This is a genomic window from Xylophilus sp. ASV27 (genome assembly GCF_016428875.1).
GTDB lineage: Bacteria > Pseudomonadota > Gammaproteobacteria > Burkholderiales > Burkholderiaceae_C > Xylophilus.
Genome location: NZ_JAELTO010000008.1, coordinates 32091 through 57315, shown reverse-complemented (window position 1 = coordinate 57315; position 25225 = coordinate 32091). Strand labels below are relative to the sequence as shown.

32 protein-coding genes and 1 tRNA gene are annotated in these 25225 nt (G+C 66.7%); 9 read left to right on the top strand and 24 right to left on the bottom strand.

What is annotated here, in order from left to right; all coding sequences use genetic code 11:
• The first annotated feature begins 1 nt into the window (after position 1).
• The 7 genes from JHD63_RS03405 to JHD63_RS03375 all read left to right on the top strand — a co-directional run bounded on the left by JHD63_RS03405 (position 2) and on the right by JHD63_RS03375 (position 8048).
• Positions 2-931, top strand: coding sequence for a branched-chain amino acid ABC transporter permease (locus tag JHD63_RS03405; RefSeq protein ID WP_198969249.1), 930 nt, complete (start codon positions 2-4; stop codon positions 929-931).
• Between the two features lie 132 nt (positions 932-1063).
• Positions 1064-2128: a branched-chain amino acid ABC transporter permease gene (locus tag JHD63_RS03400; protein ID WP_198969248.1), complete on the top strand. Its 1065-nt coding sequence runs from the start codon at positions 1064-1066 to the stop codon at positions 2126-2128.
• A 147-nt stretch (positions 2129-2275) separates the two neighbouring features.
• The gene (locus tag JHD63_RS03395; protein ID WP_198969247.1) at positions 2276-3595 is read left to right on the top strand and encodes an ABC transporter substrate-binding protein; all 1320 of its coding nucleotides are present in this window, start codon (positions 2276-2278) and stop codon (positions 3593-3595) included.
• Between the two features lie 91 nt (positions 3596-3686).
• A complete protein-coding gene (locus JHD63_RS03390; RefSeq protein WP_198969246.1) occupies positions 3687-4526 on the top strand; it encodes an ABC transporter ATP-binding protein in 840 nt (279 codons plus the stop codon).
• An 11-nt stretch (positions 4527-4537) separates the two neighbouring features.
• Positions 4538-5791 (top strand): phenylacetate--CoA ligase family protein, encoded by a 1254-nt coding sequence (locus tag JHD63_RS03385; RefSeq protein WP_198969245.1) that lies wholly within the window; start codon positions 4538-4540, stop codon positions 5789-5791.
• Positions 5792-5899: 108 nt separating this feature from the next.
• Positions 5900-6886: a tripartite tricarboxylate transporter substrate-binding protein gene (locus JHD63_RS03380; protein WP_198969244.1), complete on the top strand. Its 987-nt coding sequence runs from the start codon at positions 5900-5902 to the stop codon at positions 6884-6886.
• A 145-nt stretch (positions 6887-7031) separates the two neighbouring features.
• Complete coding sequence (locus tag JHD63_RS03375; protein ID WP_198969243.1) at positions 7032-8048, top strand: Bug family tripartite tricarboxylate transporter substrate binding protein; 1017 nt, start codon at positions 7032-7034, stop codon at positions 8046-8048.
• Positions 8049-8179: 131 nt separating this feature from the next.
• On the opposite strand, the gene JHD63_RS03370 is transcribed toward JHD63_RS03375, so the two are convergent.
• Together JHD63_RS03370 and JHD63_RS03365 are read right to left on the bottom strand one after the other, a co-directional pair.
• Complete coding sequence (locus tag JHD63_RS03370) at positions 8180-8503, bottom strand: DUF1840 domain-containing protein (protein WP_198969242.1); 324 nt, start codon at positions 8501-8503, stop codon at positions 8180-8182.
• Positions 8434-9777 (bottom strand): SAM-dependent methyltransferase, encoded by a 1344-nt coding sequence (locus tag JHD63_RS03365; RefSeq protein ID WP_198969241.1) that lies wholly within the window; start codon positions 9775-9777, stop codon positions 8434-8436. Before JHD63_RS03365 ends, JHD63_RS03370 begins: the two co-directional genes overlap by 70 nt.
• Positions 9778-9921: 144 nt before the next feature.
• Here JHD63_RS03365 and JHD63_RS03360 point away from each other — a divergent pair, with 144 nt between their 5' ends.
• Positions 9922-11097, top strand: coding sequence for an aminopeptidase (locus JHD63_RS03360; RefSeq protein ID WP_370590383.1), 1176 nt, complete (start codon positions 9922-9924; stop codon positions 11095-11097).
• A gap of 2 nt (positions 11098-11099) precedes the next feature.
• On the opposite strand, the gene JHD63_RS03355 is transcribed toward JHD63_RS03360, so the two are convergent.
• Together JHD63_RS03355 and JHD63_RS03350 are read right to left on the bottom strand one after the other, a co-directional pair.
• The gene (locus JHD63_RS03355; RefSeq protein ID WP_198969239.1) at positions 11100-11360 is read right to left on the bottom strand and encodes an acyl-CoA-binding protein; all 261 of its coding nucleotides are present in this window, start codon (positions 11358-11360) and stop codon (positions 11100-11102) included.
• A gap of 80 nt (positions 11361-11440) precedes the next feature.
• The gene (locus JHD63_RS03350) at positions 11441-12667 is read right to left on the bottom strand and encodes a M20 aminoacylase family protein (protein ID WP_198969238.1); all 1227 of its coding nucleotides are present in this window, start codon (positions 12665-12667) and stop codon (positions 11441-11443) included.
• Between the two features lie 111 nt (positions 12668-12778).
• Between JHD63_RS03350 and JHD63_RS03345 the strand changes: the two genes are divergently transcribed.
• Entirely contained in the window at positions 12779-14827 is a 2049-nt protein-coding gene (locus JHD63_RS03345) for a molybdopterin-containing oxidoreductase family protein (RefSeq protein ID WP_198969237.1), read from the top strand.
• 7 nt (positions 14828-14834) lie between these two features.
• Here JHD63_RS03345 and JHD63_RS03340 read toward each other — a convergent pair whose 3' ends face one another.
• The 20 genes from JHD63_RS03340 to rplN form a co-directional block, all read right to left on the bottom strand.
• The gene (locus JHD63_RS03340) at positions 14835-15731 is read right to left on the bottom strand and encodes a DUF2272 domain-containing protein (protein ID WP_198969236.1); all 897 of its coding nucleotides are present in this window, start codon (positions 15729-15731) and stop codon (positions 14835-14837) included.
• Between the two features lie 208 nt (positions 15732-15939).
• Positions 15940-16016, bottom strand: a tRNA-Met gene (locus JHD63_RS03335).
• Positions 16017-16039: 23 nt separating this feature from the next.
• Positions 16040-16438 (bottom strand): 50S ribosomal protein L17, encoded by a 399-nt coding sequence (gene rplQ / locus JHD63_RS03330; protein ID WP_198969235.1) that lies wholly within the window; start codon positions 16436-16438, stop codon positions 16040-16042.
• A 116-nt stretch (positions 16439-16554) separates the two neighbouring features.
• On the bottom strand, positions 16555-17547 hold the full coding sequence (locus tag JHD63_RS03325; RefSeq protein WP_198969234.1) for a DNA-directed RNA polymerase subunit alpha: 993 nt from the start codon (positions 17545-17547) through the stop codon (positions 16555-16557).
• Positions 17548-17683: 136 nt separating this feature from the next.
• Positions 17684-18307, bottom strand: coding sequence for a 30S ribosomal protein S4 (gene rpsD, locus JHD63_RS03320; protein WP_198969233.1), 624 nt, complete (start codon positions 18305-18307; stop codon positions 17684-17686).
• Between the two features lie 136 nt (positions 18308-18443).
• Positions 18444-18848 (bottom strand): 30S ribosomal protein S11, encoded by a 405-nt coding sequence (gene rpsK, locus JHD63_RS03315; protein ID WP_198969232.1) that lies wholly within the window; start codon positions 18846-18848, stop codon positions 18444-18446.
• Between the two features lie 19 nt (positions 18849-18867).
• On the bottom strand, positions 18868-19233 hold the full coding sequence (gene rpsM, locus JHD63_RS03310; RefSeq protein WP_198969231.1) for a 30S ribosomal protein S13: 366 nt from the start codon (positions 19231-19233) through the stop codon (positions 18868-18870).
• Positions 19234-19252: 19 nt separating this feature from the next.
• Positions 19253-19366 carry a 50S ribosomal protein L36 gene (gene rpmJ, locus JHD63_RS03305; RefSeq protein ID WP_005793651.1) on the bottom strand — a complete coding sequence of 38 codons (114 nt, stop codon included), beginning with the start codon at positions 19364-19366 and terminating at the stop codon, positions 19253-19255.
• Between the two features lie 33 nt (positions 19367-19399).
• The gene (infA, locus tag JHD63_RS03300) at positions 19400-19618 is read right to left on the bottom strand and encodes a translation initiation factor IF-1 (RefSeq protein ID WP_198969230.1); all 219 of its coding nucleotides are present in this window, start codon (positions 19616-19618) and stop codon (positions 19400-19402) included.
• A gap of 6 nt (positions 19619-19624) precedes the next feature.
• A complete protein-coding gene (gene secY, locus JHD63_RS03295) occupies positions 19625-20938 on the bottom strand; it encodes a preprotein translocase subunit SecY (RefSeq protein ID WP_198969229.1) in 1314 nt (437 codons plus the stop codon).
• Between the two features lie 39 nt (positions 20939-20977).
• The gene (gene rplO / locus JHD63_RS03290; RefSeq protein WP_198969228.1) at positions 20978-21409 is read right to left on the bottom strand and encodes a 50S ribosomal protein L15; all 432 of its coding nucleotides are present in this window, start codon (positions 21407-21409) and stop codon (positions 20978-20980) included.
• 12 nt (positions 21410-21421) lie between these two features.
• A complete protein-coding gene (rpmD, locus tag JHD63_RS03285; protein WP_198969227.1) occupies positions 21422-21604 on the bottom strand; it encodes a 50S ribosomal protein L30 in 183 nt (60 codons plus the stop codon).
• Between the two features lie 13 nt (positions 21605-21617).
• Positions 21618-22139, bottom strand: a complete 522-nt coding sequence (gene rpsE, locus JHD63_RS03280) for a 30S ribosomal protein S5 (RefSeq protein WP_198969226.1) — start codon at positions 22137-22139, stop codon at positions 21618-21620.
• A gap of 19 nt (positions 22140-22158) precedes the next feature.
• Positions 22159-22527, bottom strand: a complete 369-nt coding sequence (rplR, locus tag JHD63_RS03275; RefSeq protein WP_198969225.1) for a 50S ribosomal protein L18 — start codon at positions 22525-22527, stop codon at positions 22159-22161.
• A gap of 11 nt (positions 22528-22538) precedes the next feature.
• Positions 22539-23072 carry a 50S ribosomal protein L6 gene (rplF, locus tag JHD63_RS03270; RefSeq protein ID WP_198969224.1) on the bottom strand — a complete coding sequence of 178 codons (534 nt, stop codon included), beginning with the start codon at positions 23070-23072 and terminating at the stop codon, positions 22539-22541.
• 24 nt (positions 23073-23096) lie between these two features.
• The gene (rpsH, locus tag JHD63_RS03265) at positions 23097-23492 is read right to left on the bottom strand and encodes a 30S ribosomal protein S8 (RefSeq protein WP_198969223.1); all 396 of its coding nucleotides are present in this window, start codon (positions 23490-23492) and stop codon (positions 23097-23099) included.
• Between the two features lie 20 nt (positions 23493-23512).
• Positions 23513-23818: a 30S ribosomal protein S14 gene (gene rpsN / locus JHD63_RS03260; protein WP_198969222.1), complete on the bottom strand. Its 306-nt coding sequence runs from the start codon at positions 23816-23818 to the stop codon at positions 23513-23515.
• Positions 23819-23826: 8 nt separating this feature from the next.
• Complete coding sequence (gene rplE, locus JHD63_RS03255; RefSeq protein WP_198969221.1) at positions 23827-24366, bottom strand: 50S ribosomal protein L5; 540 nt, start codon at positions 24364-24366, stop codon at positions 23827-23829.
• Positions 24367-24377: 11 nt separating this feature from the next.
• Entirely contained in the window at positions 24378-24698 is a 321-nt protein-coding gene (gene rplX / locus JHD63_RS03250; protein ID WP_198969220.1) for a 50S ribosomal protein L24, read from the bottom strand.
• 9 nt (positions 24699-24707) lie between these two features.
• Positions 24708-25076, bottom strand: a complete 369-nt coding sequence (rplN, locus tag JHD63_RS03245) for a 50S ribosomal protein L14 (RefSeq protein ID WP_007861702.1) — start codon at positions 25074-25076, stop codon at positions 24708-24710.
• Positions 25077-25225: the final 149 nt, after the last annotated feature.

Genomic DNA, 25225 nt, shown 5'->3' with positions numbered 1-25225 from the left:
TATGGGATTTTTTCTCGAAACCGTCTTCGGCGGGCTCATGGCCGGCATGCTCTACGCGCTCGTGGCGCTGGGCTTCGTGCTGATCTTCAAGGCCTCGGGCGTCTTCAATTTCGCCCAGGGCGCCATGGTGCTGTTCGCCGCGCTGGCCATGGCCCGCTTCTCCGAGTGGATCCCGCAATGGCTGGGCTTCGACAACCGGCTGCTGAGCAACCTGCTGGCCTTCGTCGCGGCGGTGCTGTGCATGGTGGTCGTGGCCTGGCTGGTGGAGCGGCTGGCGCTGCGCCGGCTGGTGAACCAGGAGGGCATCACGCTGCTGATGGCCACGCTGGGCATCAGCTACTTCCTCGACGGCGCGGGCCAACTGCTGTTCGGCAGCGCCACCTACAAGATCGACGTGGGCATGCCCAAGGACCCGCTGATCGTGCTGGAGAACACCTTCCCCGGCGGCCTGCTGCTGAGCCAGGAGGACCTGGTGTCGGCGCTGATCGCGGCGCTGCTGGTGGCCACGCTCTCGCTGTTCTTCCAGAAGACGCGCACCGGCCGCGCGCTGCGCGCGGTGGCCGACGACCATCAGGCGGCGCAGTCCATCGGCATTCCGCTGGCGCGCATCTGGGTCATCGTCTGGTCGGTCGGCGGCATCGTGGCGCTGGTGGCCGGCGTGATCTGGGGCAGCAAGCTGGGCGTGCAGTTCTCGATCTCGCTGGTCGCGCTCAAGGCGTTTCCGGTGGTGATCCTGGGCGGCCTGACCTCGGTGCCGGGCGCCATCCTGGGCGGGCTGATCATCGGCGTGGGCGAGAAGCTCTCCGAGATCTACCTGGGCCCGTTCGTGGGCGGCGGCATCGAGAACTGGTTCGCCTACGTGCTCGCGCTGGCCTTCCTGCTGGTGCGGCCGCAGGGCCTGTTCGGCGACAAGATCATCGACCGCGTATGACAAGCAGACAAACATCGAGGCTGTGCTGCCGCCCTGCCGGTGACACCACGGAGCCGGCTTTGCCGGGCCGCCGGTGCCGCCCCCGGCGGGGGGTTGGCGGCCACACGCAGTGGGCAAGCCTGGGGGAGCGCAATGTTCTATAGAGAGAATGGCCAATTCAAGAGCAGCTACGGGGCCGACCTCGCGCTGTTCCCCGTGGCGCAGGATCGGTGGGCGATGCTGGCCTTCCTGCTGGTCGCGTTCGTCGCCGTGCCCTCGCTGGGCAGCGACTACTTCTTCCGTGCGGTGGCGATCCCGTTCCTGATCCTGGCGCTGGCGGCGATCGGGCTGAACATCCTGGTGGGCTACTGCGGCCAGATCTCGCTGGGCACCGGCGCCTTCATGGCGGTGGGCGCCTATGCGGCCTACAACCTGCAGGCGCGCATCGAGGGCATGCCGCTGCTGCTGTCGCTGCTGGGCGGCGGGCTGTGCGCCACGGTGTTCGGCGTGCTGTTCGGCATTCCCAGCCTGCGCATCCGCGGGCTGTACCTGGCGGTGGCCACGCTGGCGGCGCAGTTCTTCGTGGACTGGTTCACCAACCGCATGAAGTGGGTCACCAACGATTCGTCCTCGGGCTCGGTCAGCGTGGGCGCGCTGGAGATGTTCGGCTACCGCTTCGATTCGCCGGTGCAGAAGTACCTGCTGTGCCTGACCATCGTCGCGGTGTTCGCGCTGCTGGCCAAGAACCTGGTGCGCGGCGCGGTCGGCCGCGAGTGGATGGCCATGCGCGACATGGACGTGGCCGCCAGCGTGATCGGCATCCGGCCGGTGTACGCCAAGCTCTCGGCCTTCGCGGTGAGCAGCTTCATCGTCGGCGTGGCCGGCGCGCTGTGGGGCTTCGTGCACCTGGGCGCCTGGGAGCCGGCGGCCTTCGGCATCGACAAGTCCTTCCAGTTGCTGTTCATGATCATCATCGGCGGGCTGGGCTCGATCGCCGGCAGCTTCTTCGGCGCGGCCTTCATCGTGCTGCTGCCGCTGCTGCTGAACTACGTGCCGCACTGGCTGGGCCTGAACATCTCGACCGCCACCGCCTCGCAGCTGGAGCACATGATCTTCGGCGCGCTGATCGTGTTCTTCCTGATCGTCGAGCCGCATGGCCTGGCACGCCTGTGGTCTACGGCCCGCCAAAAGCTCCGCCTCTGGCCCTTCCCGCATTGACCATGGCACACCCCCGGGCTTCGCACTGCGTGTCTTCGCCTGCTTCTTTCAGGGGGCGGCGCGGCGCGCCCTCGAATGAACAACCGCCCCTCTCTACCGTCGTTTCACCTCAACCACGCACTATGTGCCCATCAACAGGAGACAAGCATGCAACTCAAGAAGATCGCGCTCGCTGCGGCCGTCGCTGCCGCCGGACTCTCGGCGCTCGCCACCTCCACGCTGGCGCAGGCCCAGGCGGCCGAGCAGTTCATTCCGCTGCTGGTGTACCGCACCGGCCAGTTCGCGCCGCTGGGCATTCCGTGGGCCGACGGCAAGCAGGACTACCTGAAGCTGATCAACGCGCGCGACGGCGGGGTCAACGGCGTGAAGCTGGCCTACGAGGAGTGCGAGACCGCCTATGACGCGGCCAAGGGCGTGGAGTGCTACGAGCGCCTGAAGACCAAGGGCACCGGCGCCTCGGGCTTCGACCCGCAGTCCACCGGCATCACCTTCGCCGTGACCGACAAGGCCTATGCCGACAAGGTGTCGATCGAGACGCCGGGCTATGGCCTGTCGCAGTCGGTGGACGGCACGGTGTTCCAGTGGAACTTCCCGCTGCTGGGCACCTACTGGACCGCCGCCGACGTGATGCTGCAGGACATCGCCAAGAAGGAGAAGGGCAGCCTGAAGGGCAAGAAGATCGCGCTGGTCTACCACGACAGCCCTTACGGCAAGGAGCCGATCCCGCTGCTGCAGCGGCGCGCGGCGGCCGAGGGCTTCGAGGTGAGCCTGTTCCCGGTGACGCCGCCCGGCGTGGAGCAGAAGAGCACCTGGCTGCAGATCCGCCAGCAGAAGCCCGACTACGTGCTTTTCTGGTCGGCCGGCGTGATGACGCCCGCCGGCATCCGCGAGGCGCAGGCCAGCGGCTACCCGCGCGAGAAGATCTACGGCATCTGGTGGGCCGGCTCCGACCACGACGTGAAGGACATCGGCGCCGGCGCCAAGGGCTACAACGCGATCACCATCCACAACAGCGCCGCCAAGGACAAGGTCCACGACGAGCTGAAGAAGTACGTCTACGACAAGGGCCAGGGCACTGGCGCGCCCAGCAGCATCGGCTCGATCGCGCACACGCGCGGCATGATGATCTCCATGCTCCAGGTCGAGGCGATCCGCGCCGCGCAGGAGAAGTACGGCAAGGGCAAGGCGCTCGCGTCCGAGCAGGTGCGCTGGGGCTACGAACACCTCGACCTGACCGCCGACAAGCTCAAGGCCCTGGGCTTTGGCGAGCTGATGCGGCCGGTGAAGACCTCCTGCCAGAACCACATGGGCGACGACTGGGCGCGCATCGTGCAGTGGGACGGCGGCAAGTGGGAGATCAAGTCCGACTGGTACCAGTCGGACAAGACCCACATCACCCCGCTGGTGCAGGAGTACGCGGCCAAGTACGCCAAGGACAAGAACGTGACCGTGCGCAGCTGCATGTAAAAATCGAGCCAAAAGTGCCTGAAGCCCAGGAATCACCTGGGCTTCTAGCTATTTATTCGATAGCAAATCCAGTCTTCGACCGAAAGCGCCCATGAACGCTCCGCTCCCCGCCGCCACGGCCGCCGCCGCGCCGCCCCCGCTGCTCGACGTCAACGGCATCGAGGTCATCTACCACCATGTGATCCTGGTGCTCAAGGGCGTCTCCCTGGCCGTGCCCGAAGGCGCCATCGTCGCGCTGCTCGGCGGCAACGGCGCGGGCAAGACCACCACGCTGCGCGCCATCTCCAACCTGCTGGCCGGCGAACGCGGCGAGGTCACCAAGGGCAGCATCCAGCTGCGCGGCGAGCGCATCGAAAAGCTCTCGCCCGCCGCGCTGGTGGAGCGCGGCGTGGTGCAGGTGATGGAAGGCCGACACTGCTTCGCCCACCTCAGCATCGAGGAAAACCTGCTGACCGGCGCCTACACCCGCCACGACAAGGGCGAGGTGGCGGCCAACCTGGAGAAGGTCTACGCCTACTTTCCGCGGCTCAAGACGCGGCGCGGCAGCCAGGCCGCCTACACCTCGGGCGGCGAGCAGCAGATGTGCGCCATCGGCCGCGCGCTCATGGCCAACCCGCGCATGGTGCTGCTCGACGAGCCCTCCATGGGCCTGGCGCCGCAGATCGTCGAGGAAGTATTCGGCATCGTGAAGGACCTCAACGACAAGGAAAAGGTCACCTTCCTGCTGGCCGAGCAGAACACCGCCATGGCGCTGCGCTATGCCGACTACGGCTACATCCTGGAAAGCGGCCGCGTGGTGATGGACGGCAGCGCCGCCACGCTCGCCGGCAACGAGGACGTCAAGGAGTTCTACCTGGGCATGGGCGGCGCCGCGCGCAAGAACTTTCGCGACGTCAAGAGCTACAAGCGCCGCAAGCGCTGGCTGGCCTGAGGGAGCCGCCCATGACCGAGCACTACGACGCGCTGGAAACGCGCGACCCAGAGGCGCGCGAGGCCGCCCTGTTCGCCGCGCTGCCGGCGCAGATCGCCTACGCCCAGGCCCGGGCGCCGGCCTTCGCGCGCATCCTGCACGGCATCGACGCCGCCGCGGTGCGCAGCCGCGCCGCGCTGGCGCGGCTGCCGGTGACGCGCAAGCACGAACTGCTGGAGCAGCAGCAGGCCGCGCGCGCGCAGGGCGGCGACGCCATGGGCGGCTTCGGCGCATTCGGCTACGGGCCCGGCATGCCGCGCATCTTCGCCAGCCCCGGCACGCTCTACGAGCCCGACGCGCAGCGCGGCGACCACTGGCGCATGGCGCGCGCCTTCTTCGCCGCGGGCTTTCGCAGCGGCGACCTGCTGCACAACAGCTTCAGCTACCACTTCGTGCCCGCCGGCGCCATGATGGAGAGCGGCGCGCAGGCGCTGGGCTGCACCGTCTTCCCCGGCGGCACCGGCCAGACCGAGCAGCAAGTGCAGGCGCTGGCCGAACTGCGCGCCAGCGGCTACGTCGGCACCCCGAGCTTCCTGCGCATCCTGCTGGAGAAGGCCGCCGAGCGCGGCACCGCGCTGCCGCAGCTGCGCCGCGCGCTGGTCTCGGGCGAGGCGTTTCCGCCCTCGCTGCGCGACTGGGTGCGCGCGCGCGGCGTGGAGGCCTACCAGTGCTACGCCACCGCCGACCTCGGCCTGATCGCCTACGAGACCGCCGCGCGCGAAGGCCTGGTGCTGGACGAGGGCGTGATCGTCGAGATCGTCACTCCCGGCACCGGCGACCCGGTGGCCGAGGGCGAGGTCGGCGAACTGGTCGTCACCAGCTTCAACCCGGCCTACCCGCTGGTGCGCTTCGGCACCGGCGACCTCTCGGCCGTGCTGCCGGGCCGCTGCCCCACGGGCCGCAGCAACACCCGCATCCGCGGCTGGATGGGCCGCGCCGACCAGACCACCAAGGTGCGCGGCATGTTCGTGCACCCGGCCCAGGTGGCCGAGATCGGCCGCCGCTTCCCCGACCTGGGCCGGCTGCGCCTCGTGGTCTCCGGCGCAATGGCCGACGACCGCCTGCTGCTGCTGGCCGAATGCGCCGCCCCGGACACCGGCCTGGCGCAGCACCTGGGCCAGGCGATCCGCGAAGTCACCAAGCTGCGCGGCGAGGTCGAACTGCGCCCGCCGGGCAGCCTGCCGAACGACGGCAAGCTCATCGAGGACGCGCGCAGCTACCAGTGAGCGGGCCCGGGGCCGGGCGTTTTAAGTGTTTGCCCTCTGGCCGGCTTCCCCCCGGTGTGCGAGGATCGCGCGATTTCATCCTGTTACTTTTCTGAGGATTCTTCTTCCATGCGTAAACTGCTCTCCCTCTCCGTGCTGGCGGCCGCCGCGCTCGGCGCATTCGGTGTGCAGGCCGAGGAATTCCCCGCCGGCAAGCCGATCACCATCGTGGTGCCGTTCACCGCCGGCGGCCCGACCGACCGCGTGGCGCGCGACCTGGGCGAGGCACTGCGCAAGCCGCTGGGCGGAGTGAGCGTGATCATCGACAACGCCGCCGGCGCCGGCAGCTCCATCGGCACCGCCAAGGTCGCCCGCGCCAACCCGGACGGCTACACCCTGCTGCTCAACCACATCGGCATGGCCACCATGCCCGGCCTGTACCGCAAGCTGCCGTTCAAGGTCGAGAGCGACTTCGAATACCTGGGCATCATCAACGACGTGCCCATGACGCTGGTCGGCAAGCCCACGCTGCCGGCCAACAACTACAAGGAGCTCACCGGCTGGATCGCGGCCAACAAGGGCAAGATCAACCTGGCCAATGCCGGCGTCGGCTCGGCCTCGCACCTGTGCGGCCTGCTGTTCCAGAGCGCCCTCAAGACGGAAATGACGCCCGTGCCCTACAAGGGCGCGGCGCCGGCCATCGCCGACCTGATGGGCAACCAGGTCGACCTGCTGTGCGACCAGACCACCAACACCACGCAGCAGATCGAGGCCAAGAAGGTCAAGGCCTATGCCGTGACCACGCCCCAGCGCCTGACCACGCCGGCCCTGAAGGACCTGCCGACGATGCAGGAAGTGGGCGTGCCCAACTTCCAGGTCACGATCTGGCACGGCCTGTACGCCCCCAAGGGCACGCCGCCGGCCGTGCTGAAGAAGCTCAACGACGCGCTGAAGGTCGCCCTGAAGGACCCTGAATTCATCAAGAAGGAAGAGGCCCTGGGCGCCGTGATCGCGCACGACAAGCGCATCGAGCCGGCCGGCCACAAGGAGTTCGTGCTGGCCGAGATCGCCAAGTGGACCCCGATCATCAAGGAAGCCGGCGCCTACGCCGACTGATCGGCACGCGCGGCCCAGGCCGCAGGTTTCGTTCGGCCGCCTCCGGGCGGCTTTTTTGCGCCGGTGCCATGGCTGCGGGTTTTCACGTGCTGCCAAGGCCATGGGCCGCTGCCAAGCTCGCGCCATCTGCACCAAGGAGAACCGCATGCATTTCCCCCGGAGACGCGCCCTGCGCACCCTGCTGTCCGCCGCCACGCTGGCCGTGGGCGCGCTGTGCTCGGCCACGGCGCTGGCACAGGCCGCCTGGCCGGGCAAGCCGGTGCGCATCGTCGTGCCCTTTGCGCCGGGCGGCACCACCGACATCCTCGCGCGCGCCGTGGCGCCCGAGCTGTCCAGGGCCTTCGGCCAGCAGTTCATCGTGGACAACCGGCCGGGCGCGGGCGGCAACATCGGCGCCGAGGCGGTGGCCAAGGCCGCGCCGGACGGCTACACGCTGCTGATGGGCACGGTGGGCACGCACGGCATCAACCGCGCGCTCTACGGCAAGCTGCCCTACGACCCGATCAAGGACTTCGCCCCGGTCACGCTGGTGGCCGCCGTGCCCAACGTGATGGAAATGAACGCCGAGAAGGCCAGGGCCATGGGCATCCACAACGTCCAGGACTTCATCCGCGTGGCCAAGGAGCGGCCGGGCAGGCTCAACATGGCCTCCAGCGGCAACGGCACCTCGATCCACCTGGCCGGCGAGCTGTTCAAGTCGATGACCGGCATCTACATGGTCCACTTCCCGTACCGCGGCTCGGGCCCGGCGCTGCTGGACCTGGTGGGCGGCAACATGGACGTGATGTTCGACAACCTGCCCTCCTCCATGCAGCAGATCAAGGCCGGCAAGCTGGTGGCGCTGGCAGTGACCAGCGCGCAGCGCTCGCCCGCCCTGCCCGACGTGCCCACGGTGGAAGAGGCCGGCGGCCCGGCGCTCAAGGGCTTCGAGGCCAGTTCGTGGTTCGGGCTGCTGGCGCCGGCGGGCACCGCGCCGGAGATCGTCAACCGCCTCCAGCAGGAGCTGGCCAAGGCGCTGAAGTCGCCGGCCCTGAAGGAGAAAATGCAAGCTCAGGGCGCCATTCCCGGTGGCAATACGCCGCAGGAATTCGCCGCGCTGATCGACAGCGAACACCGCAAGTGGGCCAAGGTGGTGAAGACCTCGGGCGCTACGGTGGATTGAGGATAGCCACAAAAAATATAGCATGAAGCCCTGGTTGAAAAAGGACTTCAGACACTTCGAGCACTGAAGCACTGATGCTTCCAGGGCTACATGCTACTTCTTACATAGCACCGACCGGACTGCCGGGCGCTTCACACGCCCCAGACCACGTCCTTCTTCTCGGCGGCGCTGCGCCGGAGCATGTCGATGAAGGGCGCCACGCGCTGGCGCAGGGTGACGCTGTTCTCGCCGTGCGCATGGTGGCCTGCGCCGTCGGCGTTCTCGTCGGCGAGCTGGTGCGGCTGTTCTTCGTCATGCCGCACCGCGGCTTCCAGCGCGGCGATGGCCGCGGGGATCTGCGCGACGGTGACGATGCCCTGCGGCAACGCTTCCTTGCCGATGATCTTCAGCACCTGCTGGGCGCTGGCTTCGAGGAGGATGACTTCTGCGGTGGCTTGGGATTTGAATTTGAACATGGTGTGCTTTTTTCTCCGTAAATGTAATCGCGCCGGAACGGATAGTCCGATTGGGCCGCGCGGATGGCGCCGCCTTCCAATTGGTGGTTGGGCCGGGTCGCCAGGATCTGGTGCAGCGAGATCCAGCCCTGCTCGAAGGACATGGCGCAGCCCGACAGGTAGAGCCGGTAGGCGCGCAGCACCTTCTCGGCGCGCGTGGCGTCGCCGGTGGCGGCCAGAATCTCGCGCGCGGTGTCGAGCCGGGACTCCAGCGCGTCCGACCAGGCCCAGAGCGTGCGCGCGTAGTGCGGCCGCAGGTTCTCGGTATCGACCATCTCCAGCCCGACCTCGGCCAGGTCGTGCATGACCTGGCTCACGTGCAGCAGTTCGCCGCCGGGGAAGATGTACTTCTCGATGAAGTCGCCCATGCCGGCGCCGAGCTGCGCGTTGGTGAGCCCGCCGGCGGTGATGCCGTGGTTCATGATCAGCCCGCCCGGGCGCAGCAGTTTCTGCACGGTGCGGAAGTAGCGCACCATGTTGACCCGGCCCACGTGCTCGAACATGCCGACCGAGGCGATCTTGTCGAACGGCTGCCCGGTGTCCATGTCGCGGTAGTCGCGCAGTTCCATCCGCACCCGGCCGGACAGGCCGCGCTCCTCGATCAGGCGGTTGACGTAGGCATGCTGGTTGCGCGAGAGCGTGATGCCGGTGGCGTCCACGCCGTAGTGCTCGGCGGCCCAGAGCAGCAGGCCGCCCCAGCCCGCGCCGATGTCCAGGAAGCGCTCGCCCGCGCGCAGGTCGAGCTTGCGGCAGATCAGGTCGAGCTTGGCCTCCTGCGCCTGGGCCAGGGTCATGCCCTCGTCGCGGTAGTAGGCGCAGGAGTACACGCGGCGCGGGTCCAGCCAGAGGGCGTAGAAGTCGTCGGAAATGTCGTAGTGGAACTGGATCTGCGCGGCGTCGCGCTCGCGCGTGTGCTGGGTCAGCGACTTGGCCCGGCGCAGCATGTGGGTCCACCAGGAGGTGTTGCTGGCGGTCGGGTTGCCGGGCAGCAGGCCGGCCACGGCGGCCATCAGGTCGGACATGCGGCCCTGCACGTCGACCCGGCCTTCGACGATGGCCTCGCCCACCGCCCCGATCTGACGGTTGGCGAGCTGGGCCAGGGCGATGGCGTCATGGAAGCTCAGCAGCACCGAGGCCGGGTCCGGGCCGACGCGCTGGCCCGACGGAAGCCGCAATGCCACGGGCACGGGCAATTGACGGAGTTCGCGTTCGATCTTGCCGGTGAGGGAATCCATGGGTTGGGAGTTTTCTGCCACTGATGCCGGGCGTCAACCATGCGGGTGTCGGACAAGAGCGCAATCGCTGGCACCGCCGATGACCGCACGCCCTGGGAACTCTACACTTCCAGCCGAAACTTCGCTGACGCCGCTCTGCTGACCGTGCCCCCTTCCCCGCCTCCCCGCCGCGCCCGGCGAGCGCAGCTTGCGCGCGGCCTGAGCGCCCTGCTGCTGGGCGCGGCGCTGTCGGGCTGCGCCGACACGCGCAGCACCGCCGGCTACTACTGGCAGTCGGTCAGCGGCCACCTGCGCCTGATGCAGGCGGCCCGGCCGGTCGACCAATGGCTGGCCGACGCCAGCACGCCCGCCGCGCTCAAGCAGCGGCTGCGGCTGGCCCAGCGCATCCGCGGCTACGCCTCGCGCGAACTGGGGCTGCCCGACAACGCCAGCTACCGGCGCTACGCCGACCTGCACCGCAGTGCCGCGCTGTGGAACGTGGTGGCCGCGCCGCCGCTGTCGCTGACGCTGCACACCTGGTGCTTCCCGGTGGCCGGCTGCATCGGCTACCGCGGCTACTACGACGAAGCGCAGGCGCGGGCCGAGGCCGCGCGCATGCGGGCCGAGGACTTCGAGACCACCGTGTACGGCGTGCCGGCCTATTCCACCCTGGGCTGGACCAACTGGCTGGGCGGCGACCCGCTGCTCAACACCTTCATCGGCTACCCCGAGGGCGAGCTGGCGCGCATCATCTTTCACGAGCTGGCGCACCAGGTGGCCTACGCCAAGGACGACACCACCTTCAACGAGTCCTTCGCCACCGCGGTGGAACGCATGGGCCAGCAGCGCTGGCTCGCCAGCGAGGCCTCGGACGCGGCGCGCGCCGAATACGCCCGCTTTGCCGGCGCGCGCAGCGCCTTCCGCGCCCTGGTGCAGCAGACGCGCGCGCGCCTGACCGCCATTTATGCACAGAATACGCCTGAAGCCCAGGACATATCTGGGCTTCTAGCTATGAAAAAAGAAGCAATGGACGACTTCCGGGCGCGCTATGCGCGCCTGCGCGCGGGCTGGGGCGGTGACCCGCGCCAGTACGCGGGCTACGACGACTGGGTGGCGCGCGCCAACAATGCCGCCTTCGGCGCGCAAGCCGCCTACGACGCGCTGGTGCCGGCCTTCGAGGCGCTGTTCGCCCGCCTCGCCCGCCAGCCGGGCGACCCGTGGCCGCGCTTCTACGCCGAGGTGCGGCGCCTGGCGGCCCTGCCCCCACCCGAGCGCCGCGCGGCGCTGGAGACCGAGCTGCCGCAGCAGCAGGCCACGGCGCCGGCGGCTCCGAGCGACTAAGGCTAGGCGGCCTTCAGCGCCTCCACCAGGTCGATGTACTGCTGCCGCGCCGCGTCCGGTGCGGTGCCCTTGAGCTTGCTCCAGGCGTCCCACTTGGCGCGCTCGACGATCTCGCTGAAGGCGGGCTTCTTCCCGGTGTTGTCGCCCTCGGTGGCCTGCTTGTAGAGCGCGTAGAGCTTGAGCAGGGTCGGGTTGTCAGGGCGCGCCGGCAGGGTCTTGGACTGGGCGACGGCGGTTTCGAAGGCGGCGGTGAGGTCGGTCATGGTGGCAATCCTTTTTTGCTATTGAAAGTAGAGCTAATGGCCCAGGCGGAATCTGGGATTGGAGCATTTTCCGCTGTGGATCAAGGGGCCGCGTGGCGCCGTGGCGCGGCGAACCACTCGTGCACCAGCCGCACCCACAGATTGGCGCCCGGCGTTATCAGCGCGTCGTTGAAGTCGTAGCTCGGGTTGTGCAGCATGCAGGGCCCCATGCCGTGGCCGGCGTCGCGGTGGGCGCCGTCGCCGCTGGCCAGGAAGGCGTAGGCGCCGGGGCGCGCCTGCAGCATGAAGGAGAAGTCCTCCGCGGCCATGACCGGCTCCTGCTCCAGCACGTTCTCCGCGCCCAGCACCTCGCAGGCCACGCGGCGCAGGAACTCGGCCTCGTGGGCGTGGTTGATGGTGGGCGGGTAGTTGCGCTCGAAGACGAAGTCGCAGCGGGCGTCGAAGGCGGCGCAGGTGTGCTCGGCCACCTGGCGCATGCGGCGCTCGAACAGGTCCAGCAGCTTGAGCGAGAAGGTGCGCACCGTGCCTTCGAGCACGCACTGGTCGGGCACGATGTTGGTGGCGTCGCCGGCATGGATCATGGTGACCGAGATCACGCCCGCGTCCAGCGGCTTCTTGTTGCGGCTGACGATGCTCTGGAAGGCCTGCACCATCTGGCAGGCGATCGGCACCGGGTCGATGCCCAGGTGCGGCAGGGCCGCATGCGCGCCCTTGCCGTGGATGGTGATCCTGAATTCGCTGGACGAGGCCATCACCGGCCCGGCGCTGACGGCGAGCTGGCCGGCGCGCAGGCCCGGCCAGTTGTGCAGGCCGAACACGGCCTCGGCCGGGAACTGCTCGAACAGGCCCTCCTCCACCATCACCCGGCCGCCGCCGCCGCCCTCCTCGGCCGGCTGGAAGATCAGGTAGACGGTGCCGTCGAAGTCGCGGTGCCGCGCCAGGTGCTGCGCCGCGGCCAGCAGGATGGCGGTGTGGCCGTCGTGGCCGCAGGCATGCATGCGGCCGGGGTGGCGGCTGGCGTGGGCGAAGGTGTTGGACTCCTGCAGCGGCAGCGCATCCATGTCGGCGCGCAGGCCGAGCGTGCGGCCGCTGCTGTCGCGCGCTCCGCGCAGCACGCCGACCACGCCGGTGCGGCCCAGGCCGCGGTGCACGGGGATGCCCCATTCGGTGAGCTTCTGCGCGACCAGATCGGCGGTGCGCACCTCCTCGAAACCGAGTTCGGGATGGGCATGGATGTCGCGTCGGATGCCGACGATGGCGGCGATCTCGGGCGAGTCGGCGGCGATGGGTTCAACGAGGCTTGGCATGTGGAGCTCCTGCGGCGCGCCCGCGCGGAGGCTGCGCGCCGGTGGTGCGGCACAGTCTAACCCCGCAGCTCGGTGGACAATGCGGCACAGCCCCTACAGGAAAGCCAGGCCATGTCCCAGCCAGCCCCCTCCACCCCCCCGGTGCGCGGCGCCTGCCCGCACGATTGTCCCGACACCTGCGCCCTGCTGACCACGGTGCAGGACGGCGTGGCCGTGCGCGTGCAGGGCAACCCGGCGCACCCCATGACCGCCGGCGTGCTGTGCGCCAAGGTGGCCAAGTACCCCGAGCGCACCTACCACCCGGAGCGCCTGCTGCAGCCGATGCGCCGCGCCGGCCCCAAGGGCGCCGGCCTCTTCGAGCCGGTCGGATGGGACGAGGCGCTGGACGACATCGCGGCGCGGCTGTCGGCCATCGCCGCGCGCGACCCGCAGGCCATCCTGCCCTACAGCTACGCCGGCACCATGGGGCTGGTGCAGGCAGAGAGCATGGACCGGCGCTTCTTCCACCGACTGGGCGCCTCGCTGCTGGACCGCACCATCTGCTCCTCGGCCGGCGGCGAAGGCCTGGTGCAGACGCTCGGCGGCAAGCTCGGCATGCGGGTGCAGCACTTCGCCGAGGCGCGGTTGATCCTGATCTGGGGCAGCAACTCCATCGGCAGCAACCTGCATTTCTGGCGCCTGGCGCTGGAGGCCAAGCGCAATGGCGCGCGACTGGTCTGCATCGACCCGCGCCGCACCGAGACCGCCGACAAATGCCACGAGCACGTGGCGCTGCTGCCCGGCACCGACGCGGCGCTGGCCTTTGCGCTGATGCACGAATGCATCGTGCACGACTGGCTGGACCACGACTACCTGGAGCGCTACACGCTCGGCTGGCCCGCGCTGCGCGAGCGCGCCCTGCAATGGCCGCCGGCGCGCGCCGCCGCCGTCTGCGGCGTGCCCGAGGCGCAGATCCGCGAACTGGCGCGCGCCTACGGCACCACCCGCCCGGCCGCGATCCGCCTGAACTACGGCATGCAGCGGGTGCGCGGCGGCGGCAACGCCACGCGCGCCATCGCCAGCCTGCCGGCGCTGGTCGGCGCCTGGCGGAACCGGGCCGGCGGCATGCTGCTGAGCAGCTCCGGCGCCTTCCCGGTGCAGCGCGCCGTGCTGCAGCGGCCCGATCTGCTGGCCGGGCGCCGGCCGCGCACCCTCAACATGTCGACCATCGGCGACGAACTGCTGCGCGAAGCCTCCCCCGGCTTCGGCCCGCGCGTCGAGGCGCTGGTGGTCTACAACAGCAACCCGGTGGCAGTGGCGCCGGAATCGGCCAAGGTGGCCGCCGGCTTCGCGCGCGAGGACCTGTTCACCGTGGTGCTGGAGCAGTTCCAGACCGATACCGCCGACTACGCCGACTACCTGCTGCCCGCCACCACCCAGCTCGAACACTGGGACATACAGATCGCCTACGGCCACACCGACGTGCTGCTGAACCGCCCGGCCATCGCGCCGCTGGGCCAGGCACGGCCCAACACCGCCGTGTTCCGCGCGCTGGCCCAGCGCATGGGCTTCGACGAGGACTGCTTTCGCGACGACGACGAGGCGCTGTGCCGGCAGGCGTATGGCCCGCAGGTCGATTTCGAGCGCCTGCTGCAGGACGGCTTCGCGCCGCTGGACCTGCCCGAGGCGCCGTTCGCCCAGGGCGGCTTCCCCACGCCATCGGGCCGCTGCGAATTCTTCAGCGAGCGCCTGGCCGCGCAGGGCCAGGACGGCCTGCCCGACCACCTGCCCAATTACGAGGTGGCCGAAGCCGGTTCGCCCTACCCGCTGGCCATGATCTCGCCGCCGGCCCGCAATTTCCTCAATTCGACCTTCGTCAACGTAAAGAGCCTGCGCGACATGGAGCGCGAACCGCTGCTGGAGATCAACGCCGCCGACGCCGCCGCGCGCGGCATCGCCACCGGGGCCGTGGTGCGCGTCTTCAACGCGCGCGGCGAATACCGCTGCAAGGCCGAGGTCAGCGCGCGCGCCCGGGCCGGCGTGGTGCACGGCCTGGGCATCTGGTGGCGCAAGTCGGGCCTGGATGGCACCAACGTCAACGAGCTGACCAGCCAGCGCCTGACCGACCTGGGCCGGGCGCCAACCTTCTACGACTGCCTGGTCGAGGTGGCGCCGGTGTGACGGCCTCCTAGTTGCGCCATTGCAGCAGCACGGCCCACGGCTGGCGGTTGAAGTTGCCGGCCGGCGCGCAGGCGCTGCCGCCGGTGCAGGATGCGGCGTCGTCCTCGGGCAGGCGGGTGAAGTAGCGCTGGCTCACGGCGGACACAGGGGCGGGGTCCAGCGCCATCTGCCGCAGCGTGACCGACTGCAGCACGTTGCCCCCGATGCTCTCCAGCAGACCGTGTTCGCGGTCGACCGCCACCACCAGATCGCAATGCATCGGCAGGCCCGGCAGCGGCGGCAGACGCCGCGCCGCCAGAGCGCTGCGCAGCGACTCGAAGCCGTCGAGGCCGGCGCTCGCGCCGCGCGTGTGGCAGATCAGGTCGCCAGCACGGGGCGTGGTCGTCGCGATGTCGCAGGCGCGGTAGGCGCCGGCCACGGCACCGGCAGCCGACGGCTCGGCGGCTGCGGTGCGGAAGGCCTGCTCCACGTAGACGTGGTGGGCGTCGGAGAACGCGAATTCCTGCTCGTCCAGGCCGGCGGTCTTCTCCAGGTAGCTGATGAAGGCGGCCGACCAGGGGTTGTCGACCAGGGCCACGCGCAGCACGGAGTTCGCCAACGCCGCGCGCTGCGGCTCGTCGAGCGCGCCGGAGTCCTCCTGCGCCTGCAGCGCTTCCAGCAAGGGAGCGACAGGGGTGAAGCGGCCGTTCTCGCCGCGCACCTCGCGCGGCTTGCCGGGATCGAGAGACTGCCAGAAACCCAGTACGCGACGCCAGGTGGGCGTTGACTCACCCGGCGGCCGATCGGTCTCGGCCTCGTAGAAACCGGCCTGCACCAGATGCCCCTGGGGATCGATGGTCTGCCCACCGAACAGCCGGTGCTGCAGCCGGGCCTCGGCCACCAAGGTCGCGACGCGCGGATCCATGGGCGGCCATTGCGACGCCTGCGCGCATGGCGGCGGTGTCCGCGGAACCGGCGCCCGCGCCACCGGCGCGCATGCCGACAGCGACAGGACCAGGCACCACGACAGCGCACGTAGCGAGGAAGAAAGCTGCATGCGGAAAGGCCAAAAAAAAGCCCACCGGAGAGTGGGCTTTTTGAACAGTGGCTCCCAAAAGGAATCACTGATTGTGTGGTTGCGCGAGCAAGATTTGAACTTGCGACCTTTGGGTTATGAGCCCAACGAGCTACCAGGCTGCTCCATCGCGCGACAAGAAGTAGATTATAGCCTGTTTATTCGGCCGCTGCGGTTTCGGCGGAAGTTTCTTCTGCGGCAGAACGCTCGACCAGTTCGACCAGCGCCATGGGAGCATTGTCGCCCACGCGGAAACCCATCTTGAGGATACGGGTGTAGCCGCCCGGACGCGCCTTGAACAGCGGGCCGAGCACGGTGAACAGCTTGGTGACGCTGTCGCGGTCACGCAGGCGGTTGAAGGCCAGGCGGCGGTTGGCCAGCGTGTCTTCCTTGGCGAGCGTGATCATCGGCTCGATGACGCGGCGCAGTTCCTTGGCCTTGGGGACCGTGGTCTTGATGGCTTCGTGCTCGATGAGCGAATTCATCATGTTCTGCAGCATCGCAAGGCGGTGCGAGCTGGTGCGGTTGAGTTTACGGAGACCGTGTCCGTGGCGCATGGTGCTTTCCTTTCGTTATAAAAACAGGCAGCCGTATCAGGTACTGCCCGTGGCACTCGATCCAGAGGGGACCGAAATTCTCGAGAACGCCCTCGCAAGCGGGGGCGCAAATTCTATCAGCGCTTGTCGAGCCCTGCCGGCGGCCAGCTTTCGAGCTTCATGCCGAGCGTGAGGCCGCGGGATGCCAGCACTTCCTTGATTTCGTTGAGCGACTTGCGGCCCAGGTTCGGGGTCTTGAGCAGCTCGTTCTCGGTGCGCTGGATCAGGTCGCCGATGTAATAGATGTTCTCGGCCTTCAGGCAGTTGGCCGAACGCACCGTCAATTCCAGCTCATCCACGGGACGCAGCAGGATCGGGTCGAACGGCGTGTTGCCACCGCGCGGTGCAGGAGCGTCGAACGCGGCGAGTTCGCCGCCTTCGAGCTGGGCAAACACCGCCAGTTGCTCCACCAGGATCTTGGCCGATGCGCGCACGGCGTCCTCAGCCGAGATGGCACCGTTGGTTTCGATCTCGACCACCAGCTTGTCCAGGTCGGTACGCTGCTCGACACGGGCGCTTTCGACCGTGTAGCTCACGCGCTTGACCGGCGAGAACGACGCATCCAGCACGATGCGGCCAATCGACTTGGTCGCTTCGTCGGCGTAGCGGCGCATCGTGCCCGGCACATAGCCGCGGCCCTTCTCCACCTTGATCTGCATGTCGAGCTTGCCGCCTTGCGACAGGTGCGCGATGACATGATCGGGATTGATGATCTCGACGTCGTGCGGCGTCTGGATGTCGCCGGCGGTGACCACGCCTTCGCCATCCTTGCGCAGCGACAGCGTCACTTCATCGCGGTTGTGGAGCTTGAACACCACGCCCTTCAAGTTCAAGAGGATGTTGACGACATCTTCCTGCACGCCGTCGATCGACGAGTACTCGTGCAGAACGCCTGCAATCGTGACCTCGGTCGCTGCGTAACCCACCATGGACGACAGCAGCACGCGACGGATCGCGTTGCCCAGCGTGTGGCCGTAGCCGCGCTCGAAGGGCTCCAGAGCCACCTTGGCGCGATTGGGACCAAGTTGCTCGACGTTGATGGCTTTGGGTTTCAGCAGATTGGTTTGCATGCGGACTTCCTCTCAATACCCCCAGCTCGTTACACCGGTAAGGCTGTGAAGCCCTGGCAGGCGGTGCCCCGCGCGCCAAGGAGTGAAACAAGAGGCGCCCCGAAGGCGCCTCGCGCTGGAGCAGCGCAGAAATGAATTAGCGCGAATACAGTTCGACGATCAACGATTCGTTGATGTCGGCACCGAACTCGTCACGGTCGGGCACCTTCTTGAAGACGCCTTCGGCCTTGTCGATCTGGACTTCCACCCAGGCCGGCAGACCGACTTGCTGGGCCAGCTGCAGGGCCTCGACGACGCGGTTCTGCTTCTTGGACTTCTCGCGCACGGCCACCACGTCGCCGGTCTTGACCATGTAGGACGCGATGTTGACCGATTGGCCGTTCACCGTGATCGCCTTGTGCGACACCAGTTGGCGTGCTTCCGCGCGGGTGGAGCCGAAGCCCATGCGGTAGACCACGTTGTCCAGGCGCGACTCGAGCAGGAACAGCAGGTTGGCGCCGGTGTTGCCCTTACGGCGATCGGCCTGCTCGAAGTAGCGGCGGAACTGCTTCTCGAGCACGCCGTACATGCGCTTGACCTTCTGCTTCTCGCGCAACTGCAGGCCGTAGTCGGACGTGCGCTGACCGGAAGTGCGGCCATGCTGGCCGGGCTTGGAGTCGAACTTGGCCTTGTCCGCGATGGAGCGGCGTGCGCTCTTGAGGAACAGGTCGGTGCCTTCACGGCGGGAAAGTTTGGCCTTGGGGCCGAGATAGCGTGCCACTTGAGCGTCCTTTGTGTCATCTTCCGCATGCAGGATGCGGGAGCTAGCCGTCAGTTGCGGCTAGCGGTGGGCTTATGGAAAAAAGCGGAAAAAAGCCTGCGATTGTAGCCGCAGGCTCATCATCGAGCGCGAACGCTCAGATACGGCGGCGTTTCTGGGGACGGCAACCGTTGTGCGGCACCGGCGTCACGTCGGAGATCGAGGTGATGCGGATGCCCAGCGCGCCGAGGGCCCGCACCGAGGATTCGCGACCTGGGCCCGGGCCCTTGATCTCGACGTCCAGGTTCTTGATGCCTTGTTCGATCGCGGCACGGCCGGCGACTTCCGAAGCGACCTGAGCGGCGAACGGAGTCGACTTGCGCGAACCCTTGAAGCCCTGGCCACCCGACGAAGCCCACGACAGGGCATTGCCCTGGCGGTCGGTGATCGTGATGATGGTGTTGTTGAACGAAGCGTGCACGTGTGCAACGCCGTCCGAAACGTTCTTCCGGACCTTCTTGCGAACGCGCTGCGCGGCGTTATTGGCAGGAGACTTGGCCATGTTTCTCTTTCAGTCCCGGTTATTTCTTCAGAGCCGCCGCGCCCTTGCGCGGACCCTTGCGGGTGCGGGCATTGGTACGGGTACGCTGACCGCGCATCGGCAGGCCGCGACGGTGACGGAAACCGCGGTAGCAGCCGATGTCCATCAGGCGCTTGATGTTCATCGTCGTTTCACGACGCAGGTCGCCTTCGATCGTGAAGAGCGCGATCTGGTCACGGATCTTCTCGAGATCGGCGTCGGTCAGATCCTTGATCTTCTTCGAGTAAGCGATGCCGCTCGCTTCGCAGATCTTGCGGGCGCGGGTGCGACCGATACCGAAAATGGCGGTCAGGCCAATCTCAGCGTGCTTGTGCGGCGGGATGTTGATGCCAGCAATACGTGCCATGTTCGTCCTCTAAAACTCTTCAACCCTGACGCTGCTTGTGGCGCAGGTCGGTGCAGATCACGCGTACCACACCCTTGCGGCGGATGATCTTGCAGTTGCGGCAGATTTTCTTGACCGAAGCCGAAACTCTCATTGCATTCTCCTAAAACTCATGGTTCGTTCCGGCTTACTTGGCGCGGAACACAATACGGGCCCGCGACAAGTCGTAGGGCGTCAACTCCACCGTCACCTTGTCGCCGGGCAGGATGCGTATGTAGTGCATGCGCATCTTTCCCGAGATGTGACCCAACACGATGTGGCCATTTTCCAGCTTCACGCGAAAAGTTGCGTTTGGCAGATTTTCGACCACTTCCCCTTGCATCTGAATGACATCGTCTTTCGCCATGCAAAATCAACCGCCAGTCTTGAAATTTGCCTTCTTCAGTAGCGATTCATATTGCTGGGACATCAGATAGTTCTGAACCTGGGCCATGAAGTCCATGGTCACCACGACGATGATCAGCAGTGAGGTGCCGCCGAAATAGAACGGCACGTTGTACTTCAGGATCAGGAACTCGGGCAGCAGACAGACAAAGGTGATGTACACCGCACCGGCCAGCGTCAGCCGGACCAGGATCTTGTCGATATAGCGTGCGGTCTGGTCTCCAGGGCGGATGCCCGGGATGAACGCACCGCTCTTCTTCAGGTTGTCCGCGGTCTCCCGGCTGTTGAACACCAGGGCCGTGTAGAAGAAGCAGAAGAAAACAATCGCCGTCGCATAGAGCAGCACGTAGATCGGCTGACCAGGCGTCAGGGCACCGGAGATGTCCTTGAGCCAGCGCATGGAGTCACCCGTGCTGAACCAGTTCGCCACGGTGGCGGGCAGAAGGATGATCGACGATGCGAAGATCGGCGGAATCACGCCAGCCATGTTCAGCTTGAGCGGCAGATGCGAAGATTGGCCACCGTACACCTTGTTGCCTACTTGGCGCCGCGCGTAGTTCACCAGGATCTTGCGCTGGCCCCGCTCCACGAACACCACGAAGTAGGTGACCAGCGCCACGACCAGCACGATGAAGATCGCCACGATCGCGCTCATCGCACCGGTGCGCACCAGTTCCAGCAGCCCGCCTACGGCATTGGGCAGGCCCGCCGCGATACCTGCAAAGATCAGGATCGAGATGCCATTGCCCAGGCCACGCTCGGTGATCTGCTCACCCAGCCACATCAGGAACATCGTGCCCGCCGTCAGGCTGAAGACCGCGGTCAGGCGGAAGCCGAAGCCCGGGTTCAGCACCAGACCGGCAGAGCTTTCCAGCGCCACGGCGATGCTGAAGGACTGGAACAGCGCGAGGCCCAGAGTACCGTAGCGGGTGTACTGCGTGATCTTGCGCCGGCCGGCCTCGCCCTCCTTCTTCAACTGCTCGAAGCTGGGCAGTACATAGCCCAGCAGCTGCATGATGATGGAGGCCGAGATATACGGCATGATGCCGAGGGCGAACACGGTGAAGCGCGACAGCGCACCGCCGGAGAACATGTTGAACAGGTTCAGGATGCCGCCCTGCTGGCCCTGGAACAACTGCTGGAGTTGCGCCGGGTCGATGCCGGGAACCGGAATGTGCGCGCCGACACGGTAGACGACCAGCGCAAGCAGCAGAAACACCAGCCGACGACGCAGGTCGCCGAACTTGCCGGTCTTTGCGAGAGTTGCTGCGCTAGTAGCCACTGCGGATGTCTTTCAACGGTTGCTAAAGGGAAGGAAGGCTCAGGCCAGGCTACCGCCGGCTGCCTCGATGGCAGCCTTGGCACCTGCGGTAGCGCCGACGCCGGTCAGCTTCACCGCCTTGGTCAGTTCGCCGGTCTTGATGATCTTCACCACCTTGACCAGTTGACCCACCAGGCCGGCTTGCTTGAGGGCGAGCATGTCCACCTCGGCCAGGCCGAGCTGTTCGAGAGCCGTCAGCGTCACTTCGGCGTTGAACTTCAGCGTCTGCGACTTGAAGCCCCGCTTGGGCAGGCGGCGCTGCAGCGGCATTTGACCGCCTTCGAAGCCGACCTTGTGGTAGCCGCCCGCACGGGACTTCTGACCCTTGTGACCACGACCAGCGGTCTTGCCGAGGCCGGAGCCTATGCCGCGGCCGACGCGACGCTTCGCGTGCTTGGCGCCTTCGGCCGGCTTGATGCCATTGAGTTCCATGTCTTGCCTCTGTTAGAGCACTTTGACCAGATAGCTGATCTTGTTGATCATGCCGCGCACTGCGGGCGTGTCCTGCAGCTCGCTCACGCTGTTGAGCTTGCGCAGGCCCAGGCCACGGACGGTGGCGCGGTGCGATTCCTTGGTGCCGATGGGGCTGCGCACCAGCTGCACCTTGACGGTTTGTTGCGTCGTCATCTCGATACTCCGGTCAGGCGGCGAAGATGTCTTCGACCGACTTGCCGCGCTTGGCCGCCACTTCCGAGGCAGTCGTTGCCTTGGTAAGAGCGTCGAAGGTCGCGCGGACCATGTTGTAAGGGTTGGAAGAGCCATGGCTCTTCGCAACGACGTCGGTCACGCCCAGCACCTCGAACACGGCGCGCATCGGGCCGCCGGCGATGATGCCGGTACCCTTGGGGGCCGGCGCCAGGAACACGTTGGCAGCACCGTGGTGTCCCGTCACCTGATGGTGCAGGGTGCCGTTCTTGAGCGCGACCTTCTTCAGGTTGCGGCGAGCTTCTTCCATCGCCTTCTGCACGGCAGCGGGCACTTCCTTGGACTTGCCCTTGCCGAAGCCGACGCGGCCATCGCCGTCGCCGACCACGGTCAGTGCAGCGAAACCGAGGATACGGCCGCCCTTGACGACCTTGGTCACGCGGTTGACCGCGATCATCTTCTCGCGCAAACCGTCGTCTTGGCCTTCGGTTTGCACCTTGGGTTGAAATTTAGCCATGATGTATTCCGTCCTGCGCTTAGAACTGCAGACCCGCTTCGCGGGCGGCATCGGCAAGCGCTTTCACGCGGCCGTGGTAGGCGAAACCGGCGCGGTCGAAAGCGACCTTCTCGACACCGGCAGCCTTCGCCTTTTCAGCGATGCGCTTGCCAATGACGGTGGCAGCAGCGGCGTTGCCGCCCTTGCCCGCACCGCCGAGCGACTTGCGCACATCGGCCTCGGCCGTGGACGCGCTTGCCAGCACCTTGGTGCCGTCGCCGGAGATCACGCTGGCGTAGATGTGCAGATTGGTACGGTTCACCGTCAGGCGAGCCACACCCTGCGTCGCGATGCGGATGCGGGTCTGGCGCGAACGACGAAGACGCTGCTCTTTTTTGGTCAAAGACATGGTGCAGCTCCTTACTTCTTCTTGGTTTCCTTGATCGTGACCTTTTCATCCGCATAGCGGATGCCCTTGCCCTTGTAGGGCTCGGGCGGGCGGATCGCGCGGATTTCCGCTGCGATCTGGCCGACGCGCTGGCGGTCGGCGCCCTTGATCACGACTTCGGTCGGGGTCGGCGTGGCAACGGTGATGCCGGCAGGCATGTCCACGTTGACCGGGTGCGAGTAGCCGACCTGAAGGTTCAGCTTGGCGCCCTGGGCCTGGGCCTTGTAGCCCACACCGATCAGCGACAGCTTCTTCTCGAAGCCCTTGCTCACGCCCACCACCATGTTGTTCACGAGCTGGCGCAGCGTGCCGCTCATGGCATTGGCTTCGCGCGACTCGTTGGCCGGGACGAAGCTGAGCTTGCCGTCCTGGTTCGAGACCTTGACCAGTGCATGGGACGCGAGCGACAGCGAGCCGCCCGTACCCTTGACGTGGATCTGGTCATCCTTGATCGACACATCCACGCCTTGCGGGATGGCGACTGGCATTTTTCCTACGCGGGACATTTCAGTTTCTCCTCAATGCCTGCTTTAAGCCACGTAGCAAAGCACTTCGCCGCCGACACCGGTAGCGCGCGCCTTGCGATCGGTCATCACGCCTTGCGGAGTGGTGACGATGGCGACGCCCAGGCCGTTCTGGACCTGGGGAATGGAATCACGGCCCTTGTACACGCGCAGGCCGGGGCGGCTCACGCGCTCGATGCGCTCGATCACAGGGCGACCGGCGTAGTACTTGAGGGCGATCTCGATCTCGGACTTGTTGCCCTCGGTCTTGACCTGGAAGCCGTCGATGTAACCCTCATCCTTGAGCACTTGCGCGATGGCGATCTTCACCTTGGAAGACGGCACGGAAACGGTGGCCTTGGCCACCATTTGCGCATTGCGGATACGGGTCAGCAGGTCGGCGATGGGATCACTCATGCTCATGTCGAATCTCTCCTGCCTGCTTACCAGCTGGCCTTGGTGACACCGGGGATGTCGCCGGCGAAAGCCAGTTCACGGATCTTGGCGCGTGCCAAGCCGAATTGACGGAAGGTGCCACGCGGGCGGCCGGTCAGTTCGCAACGGTTGCGCTGACGGGTCGGATTGGCGTTGCGCGGGAGCTTCTGCAGGCCCAGGCGGGCTGCGTGACGCTCTTCGTCGCTGCGCTTGGCATCGCCGGCGATGGCCTTCAGTTCGGCGTACTTGGTCGCGTACTTGGCTGCCAGTTTTTCGCGCTTGAGTTCGCGCTGGATCAAAGCTACTTTAGCCACACGACACCTCAGTTCTTGAACGGGAAACGGAAGCCGGCGAGAAGCGCCTTGGCTTCTTCGTCGGTCTTGGCCGTCGTGGTGATGCTGATGTTGAGACCGCGCAGGGCATCGACCTTGTCGTACTCGATCTCGGGGAAGATGATCTGTTCCTTGACGCCGACGTTGTAGTTGCCGCGGCCGTCGAAGGCACGACCGGAGATACCACGGAAGTCACGCACACGCGGCAGGGCCACGGTGACGAAACGGTCCAGGAATTCATACATCTGCACGCCGCGCAGGGTGACCATGCAGCCGATGGCCTGGCCTTCGCGGATCTTGAAACCGGCGATGGCCTTCTTGGCCTTCGTCACGACCGGCTTCTGGCCGGCGATCTTGGTCAGATCGGCCACGGCGTTGTCCATGACCTTCTTGTCGGACACCGCCTCGGACACGCCCATGTTGAGTGTGATCTTGGTGAGACGGGGAACCTGCATCGGGGATGTGTAGCCGAACTTCTCGGTGAGTTCGGGAACGACCTTCTCGCGGTAGTGTTGTTGGAGACGTGCCATTTGTATACCCCTCAGGCGGCCTTGATTTCTTCGCCGCTGGACTTGAAGACGCGCACGCGCTTGCCGTCAGCCTGCAGCTTGATGCCGACGCGGTCAGCCTTGCCGGTGGCGGCATTGAAGATCGCCACGTTGGACTGGTGGATGGGCATGGCCTTCTCGACGATGCCGCCGGTGGTGCCCTTCATGGGGTTCGGCTTGGTGTGCTTCTTCACCAGGTTGATGCCGTCGACGATCACGTGCGAATCATCCTTGCGCAGCGACACCGTGCCGCGCTTGCCCTTGTCGCGCCCCGTGAGCACGATGACTTGGTCGCCCTTGCGAATCTTGTTCATGGCGTGTCCTTAGAGAACTTCGGGAGCCAGGGACACGATCTTCATGAACTTCTCGGTGCGCAGTTCGCGCGTCACCGGTCCGAAGATGCGGGTGCCAATGGGCTCCAGCTTTGCATTGAGCAGCACGGCGGCATTGCCGTCGAACTTGACGAGGGAGCCGTCGCCGCGACGGATGCCCTTGGCGGTACGCACCACCACTGCACTGTAGACCTCGCCCTTCTTGACGCGGCCGCGCGGAGCAGCTTCCTTGATGCTCACCTTGATGATGTCGCCCACGCTCGCGTAGCGACGCTTGGAGCCGCCGAGCACCTTGATGCACAGCACGGACTTCGCGCCGGTGTTGTCGGCGACTTCCAACCGGGATTCTGTCTGGATCATTTCAATATTCCCAACTTGTACAGGAAGCCCGGCACCACGAAGGCACGCCGAAAATCCGGTCAGTCTTGGGCCCGTCGTCCACGCCGAAAAACCATTTTCGCGGCGCTTGAGCTGGGCAGATACTTCACCCTTTTAGAGCGAAGCCAGCG

Coding starts and splice junctions, on each gene's coding strand:
- JHD63_RS03405 (WP_198969249.1), top strand. CDS start 2: ATGGGATTTTTTCTCGAAACCGTCTTCGGCGGGCTCATGGCCGGCATG.
- JHD63_RS03400 (WP_198969248.1), top strand. CDS start 1,064: ATGTTCTATAGAGAGAATGGCCAATTCAAGAGCAGCTACGGGGCCGAC.
- JHD63_RS03395 (WP_198969247.1), top strand. CDS start 2,276: ATGCAACTCAAGAAGATCGCGCTCGCTGCGGCCGTCGCTGCCGCCGGA.
- JHD63_RS03390 (WP_198969246.1), top strand. CDS start 3,687: ATGAACGCTCCGCTCCCCGCCGCCACGGCCGCCGCCGCGCCGCCCCCG.
- JHD63_RS03385 (WP_198969245.1), top strand. CDS start 4,538: ATGACCGAGCACTACGACGCGCTGGAAACGCGCGACCCAGAGGCGCGC.
- JHD63_RS03380 (WP_198969244.1), top strand. CDS start 5,900: ATGCGTAAACTGCTCTCCCTCTCCGTGCTGGCGGCCGCCGCGCTCGGC.
- JHD63_RS03375 (WP_198969243.1), top strand. CDS start 7,032: ATGCATTTCCCCCGGAGACGCGCCCTGCGCACCCTGCTGTCCGCCGCC.
- JHD63_RS03370 (WP_198969242.1), bottom strand. CDS start 8,503: ATGTTCAAATTCAAATCCCAAGCCACCGCAGAAGTCATCCTCCTCGAA.
- JHD63_RS03365 (WP_198969241.1), bottom strand. CDS start 9,777: ATGGATTCCCTCACCGGCAAGATCGAACGCGAACTCCGTCAATTGCCC.
- JHD63_RS03355 (WP_198969239.1), bottom strand. CDS start 11,360: ATGACCGACCTCACCGCCGCCTTCGAAACCGCCGTCGCCCAGTCCAAG.
- JHD63_RS03350 (WP_198969238.1), bottom strand. CDS start 12,667: ATGCCAAGCCTCGTTGAACCCATCGCCGCCGACTCGCCCGAGATCGCC.
- JHD63_RS03345 (WP_198969237.1), top strand. CDS start 12,779: ATGTCCCAGCCAGCCCCCTCCACCCCCCCGGTGCGCGGCGCCTGCCCG.
- JHD63_RS03340 (WP_198969236.1), bottom strand. CDS start 15,731: ATGGATCCGCGCGTCGCGACCTTGGTGGCCGAGGCCCGGCTGCAGCAC.
- rplQ (WP_198969235.1), bottom strand. CDS start 16,438: ATGCGCCACGGACACGGTCTCCGTAAACTCAACCGCACCAGCTCGCAC.
- JHD63_RS03325 (WP_198969234.1), bottom strand. CDS start 17,547: ATGCAAACCAATCTGCTGAAACCCAAAGCCATCAACGTCGAGCAACTT.
- rpsK (WP_198969232.1), bottom strand. CDS start 18,848: ATGGCCAAGTCTCCTGCCAATAACGCCGCGCAGCGCGTTCGCAAGAAG.
- rpsM (WP_198969231.1), bottom strand. CDS start 19,233: ATGGCACGTATTGCTGGCATCAACATCCCGCCGCACAAGCACGCTGAG.
- rpmJ (WP_005793651.1), bottom strand. CDS start 19,366: ATGAGAGTTTCGGCTTCGGTCAAGAAAATCTGCCGCAACTGCAAGATC.
- infA (WP_198969230.1), bottom strand. CDS start 19,618: ATGGCGAAAGACGATGTCATTCAGATGCAAGGGGAAGTGGTCGAAAAT.
- rplO (WP_198969228.1), bottom strand. CDS start 21,409: ATGGAACTCAATGGCATCAAGCCGGCCGAAGGCGCCAAGCACGCGAAG.
- rpmD (WP_198969227.1), bottom strand. CDS start 21,604: ATGACGACGCAACAAACCGTCAAGGTGCAGCTGGTGCGCAGCCCCATC.
- rpsE (WP_198969226.1), bottom strand. CDS start 22,139: ATGGCTAAATTTCAACCCAAGGTGCAAACCGAAGGCCAAGACGACGGT.
- rplR (WP_198969225.1), bottom strand. CDS start 22,527: ATGTCTTTGACCAAAAAAGAGCAGCGTCTTCGTCGTTCGCGCCAGACC.
- rplF (WP_198969224.1), bottom strand. CDS start 23,072: ATGTCCCGCGTAGGAAAAATGCCAGTCGCCATCCCGCAAGGCGTGGAT.
- rpsH (WP_198969223.1), bottom strand. CDS start 23,492: ATGAGCATGAGTGATCCCATCGCCGACCTGCTGACCCGTATCCGCAAT.
- rplE (WP_198969221.1), bottom strand. CDS start 24,366: ATGGCACGTCTCCAACAACACTACCGCGAGAAGGTCGTTCCCGAACTC.
- rplX (WP_198969220.1), bottom strand. CDS start 24,698: ATGAACAAGATTCGCAAGGGCGACCAAGTCATCGTGCTCACGGGGCGC.
- rplN (WP_007861702.1), bottom strand. CDS start 25,076: ATGATCCAGACAGAATCCCGGTTGGAAGTCGCCGACAACACCGGCGCG.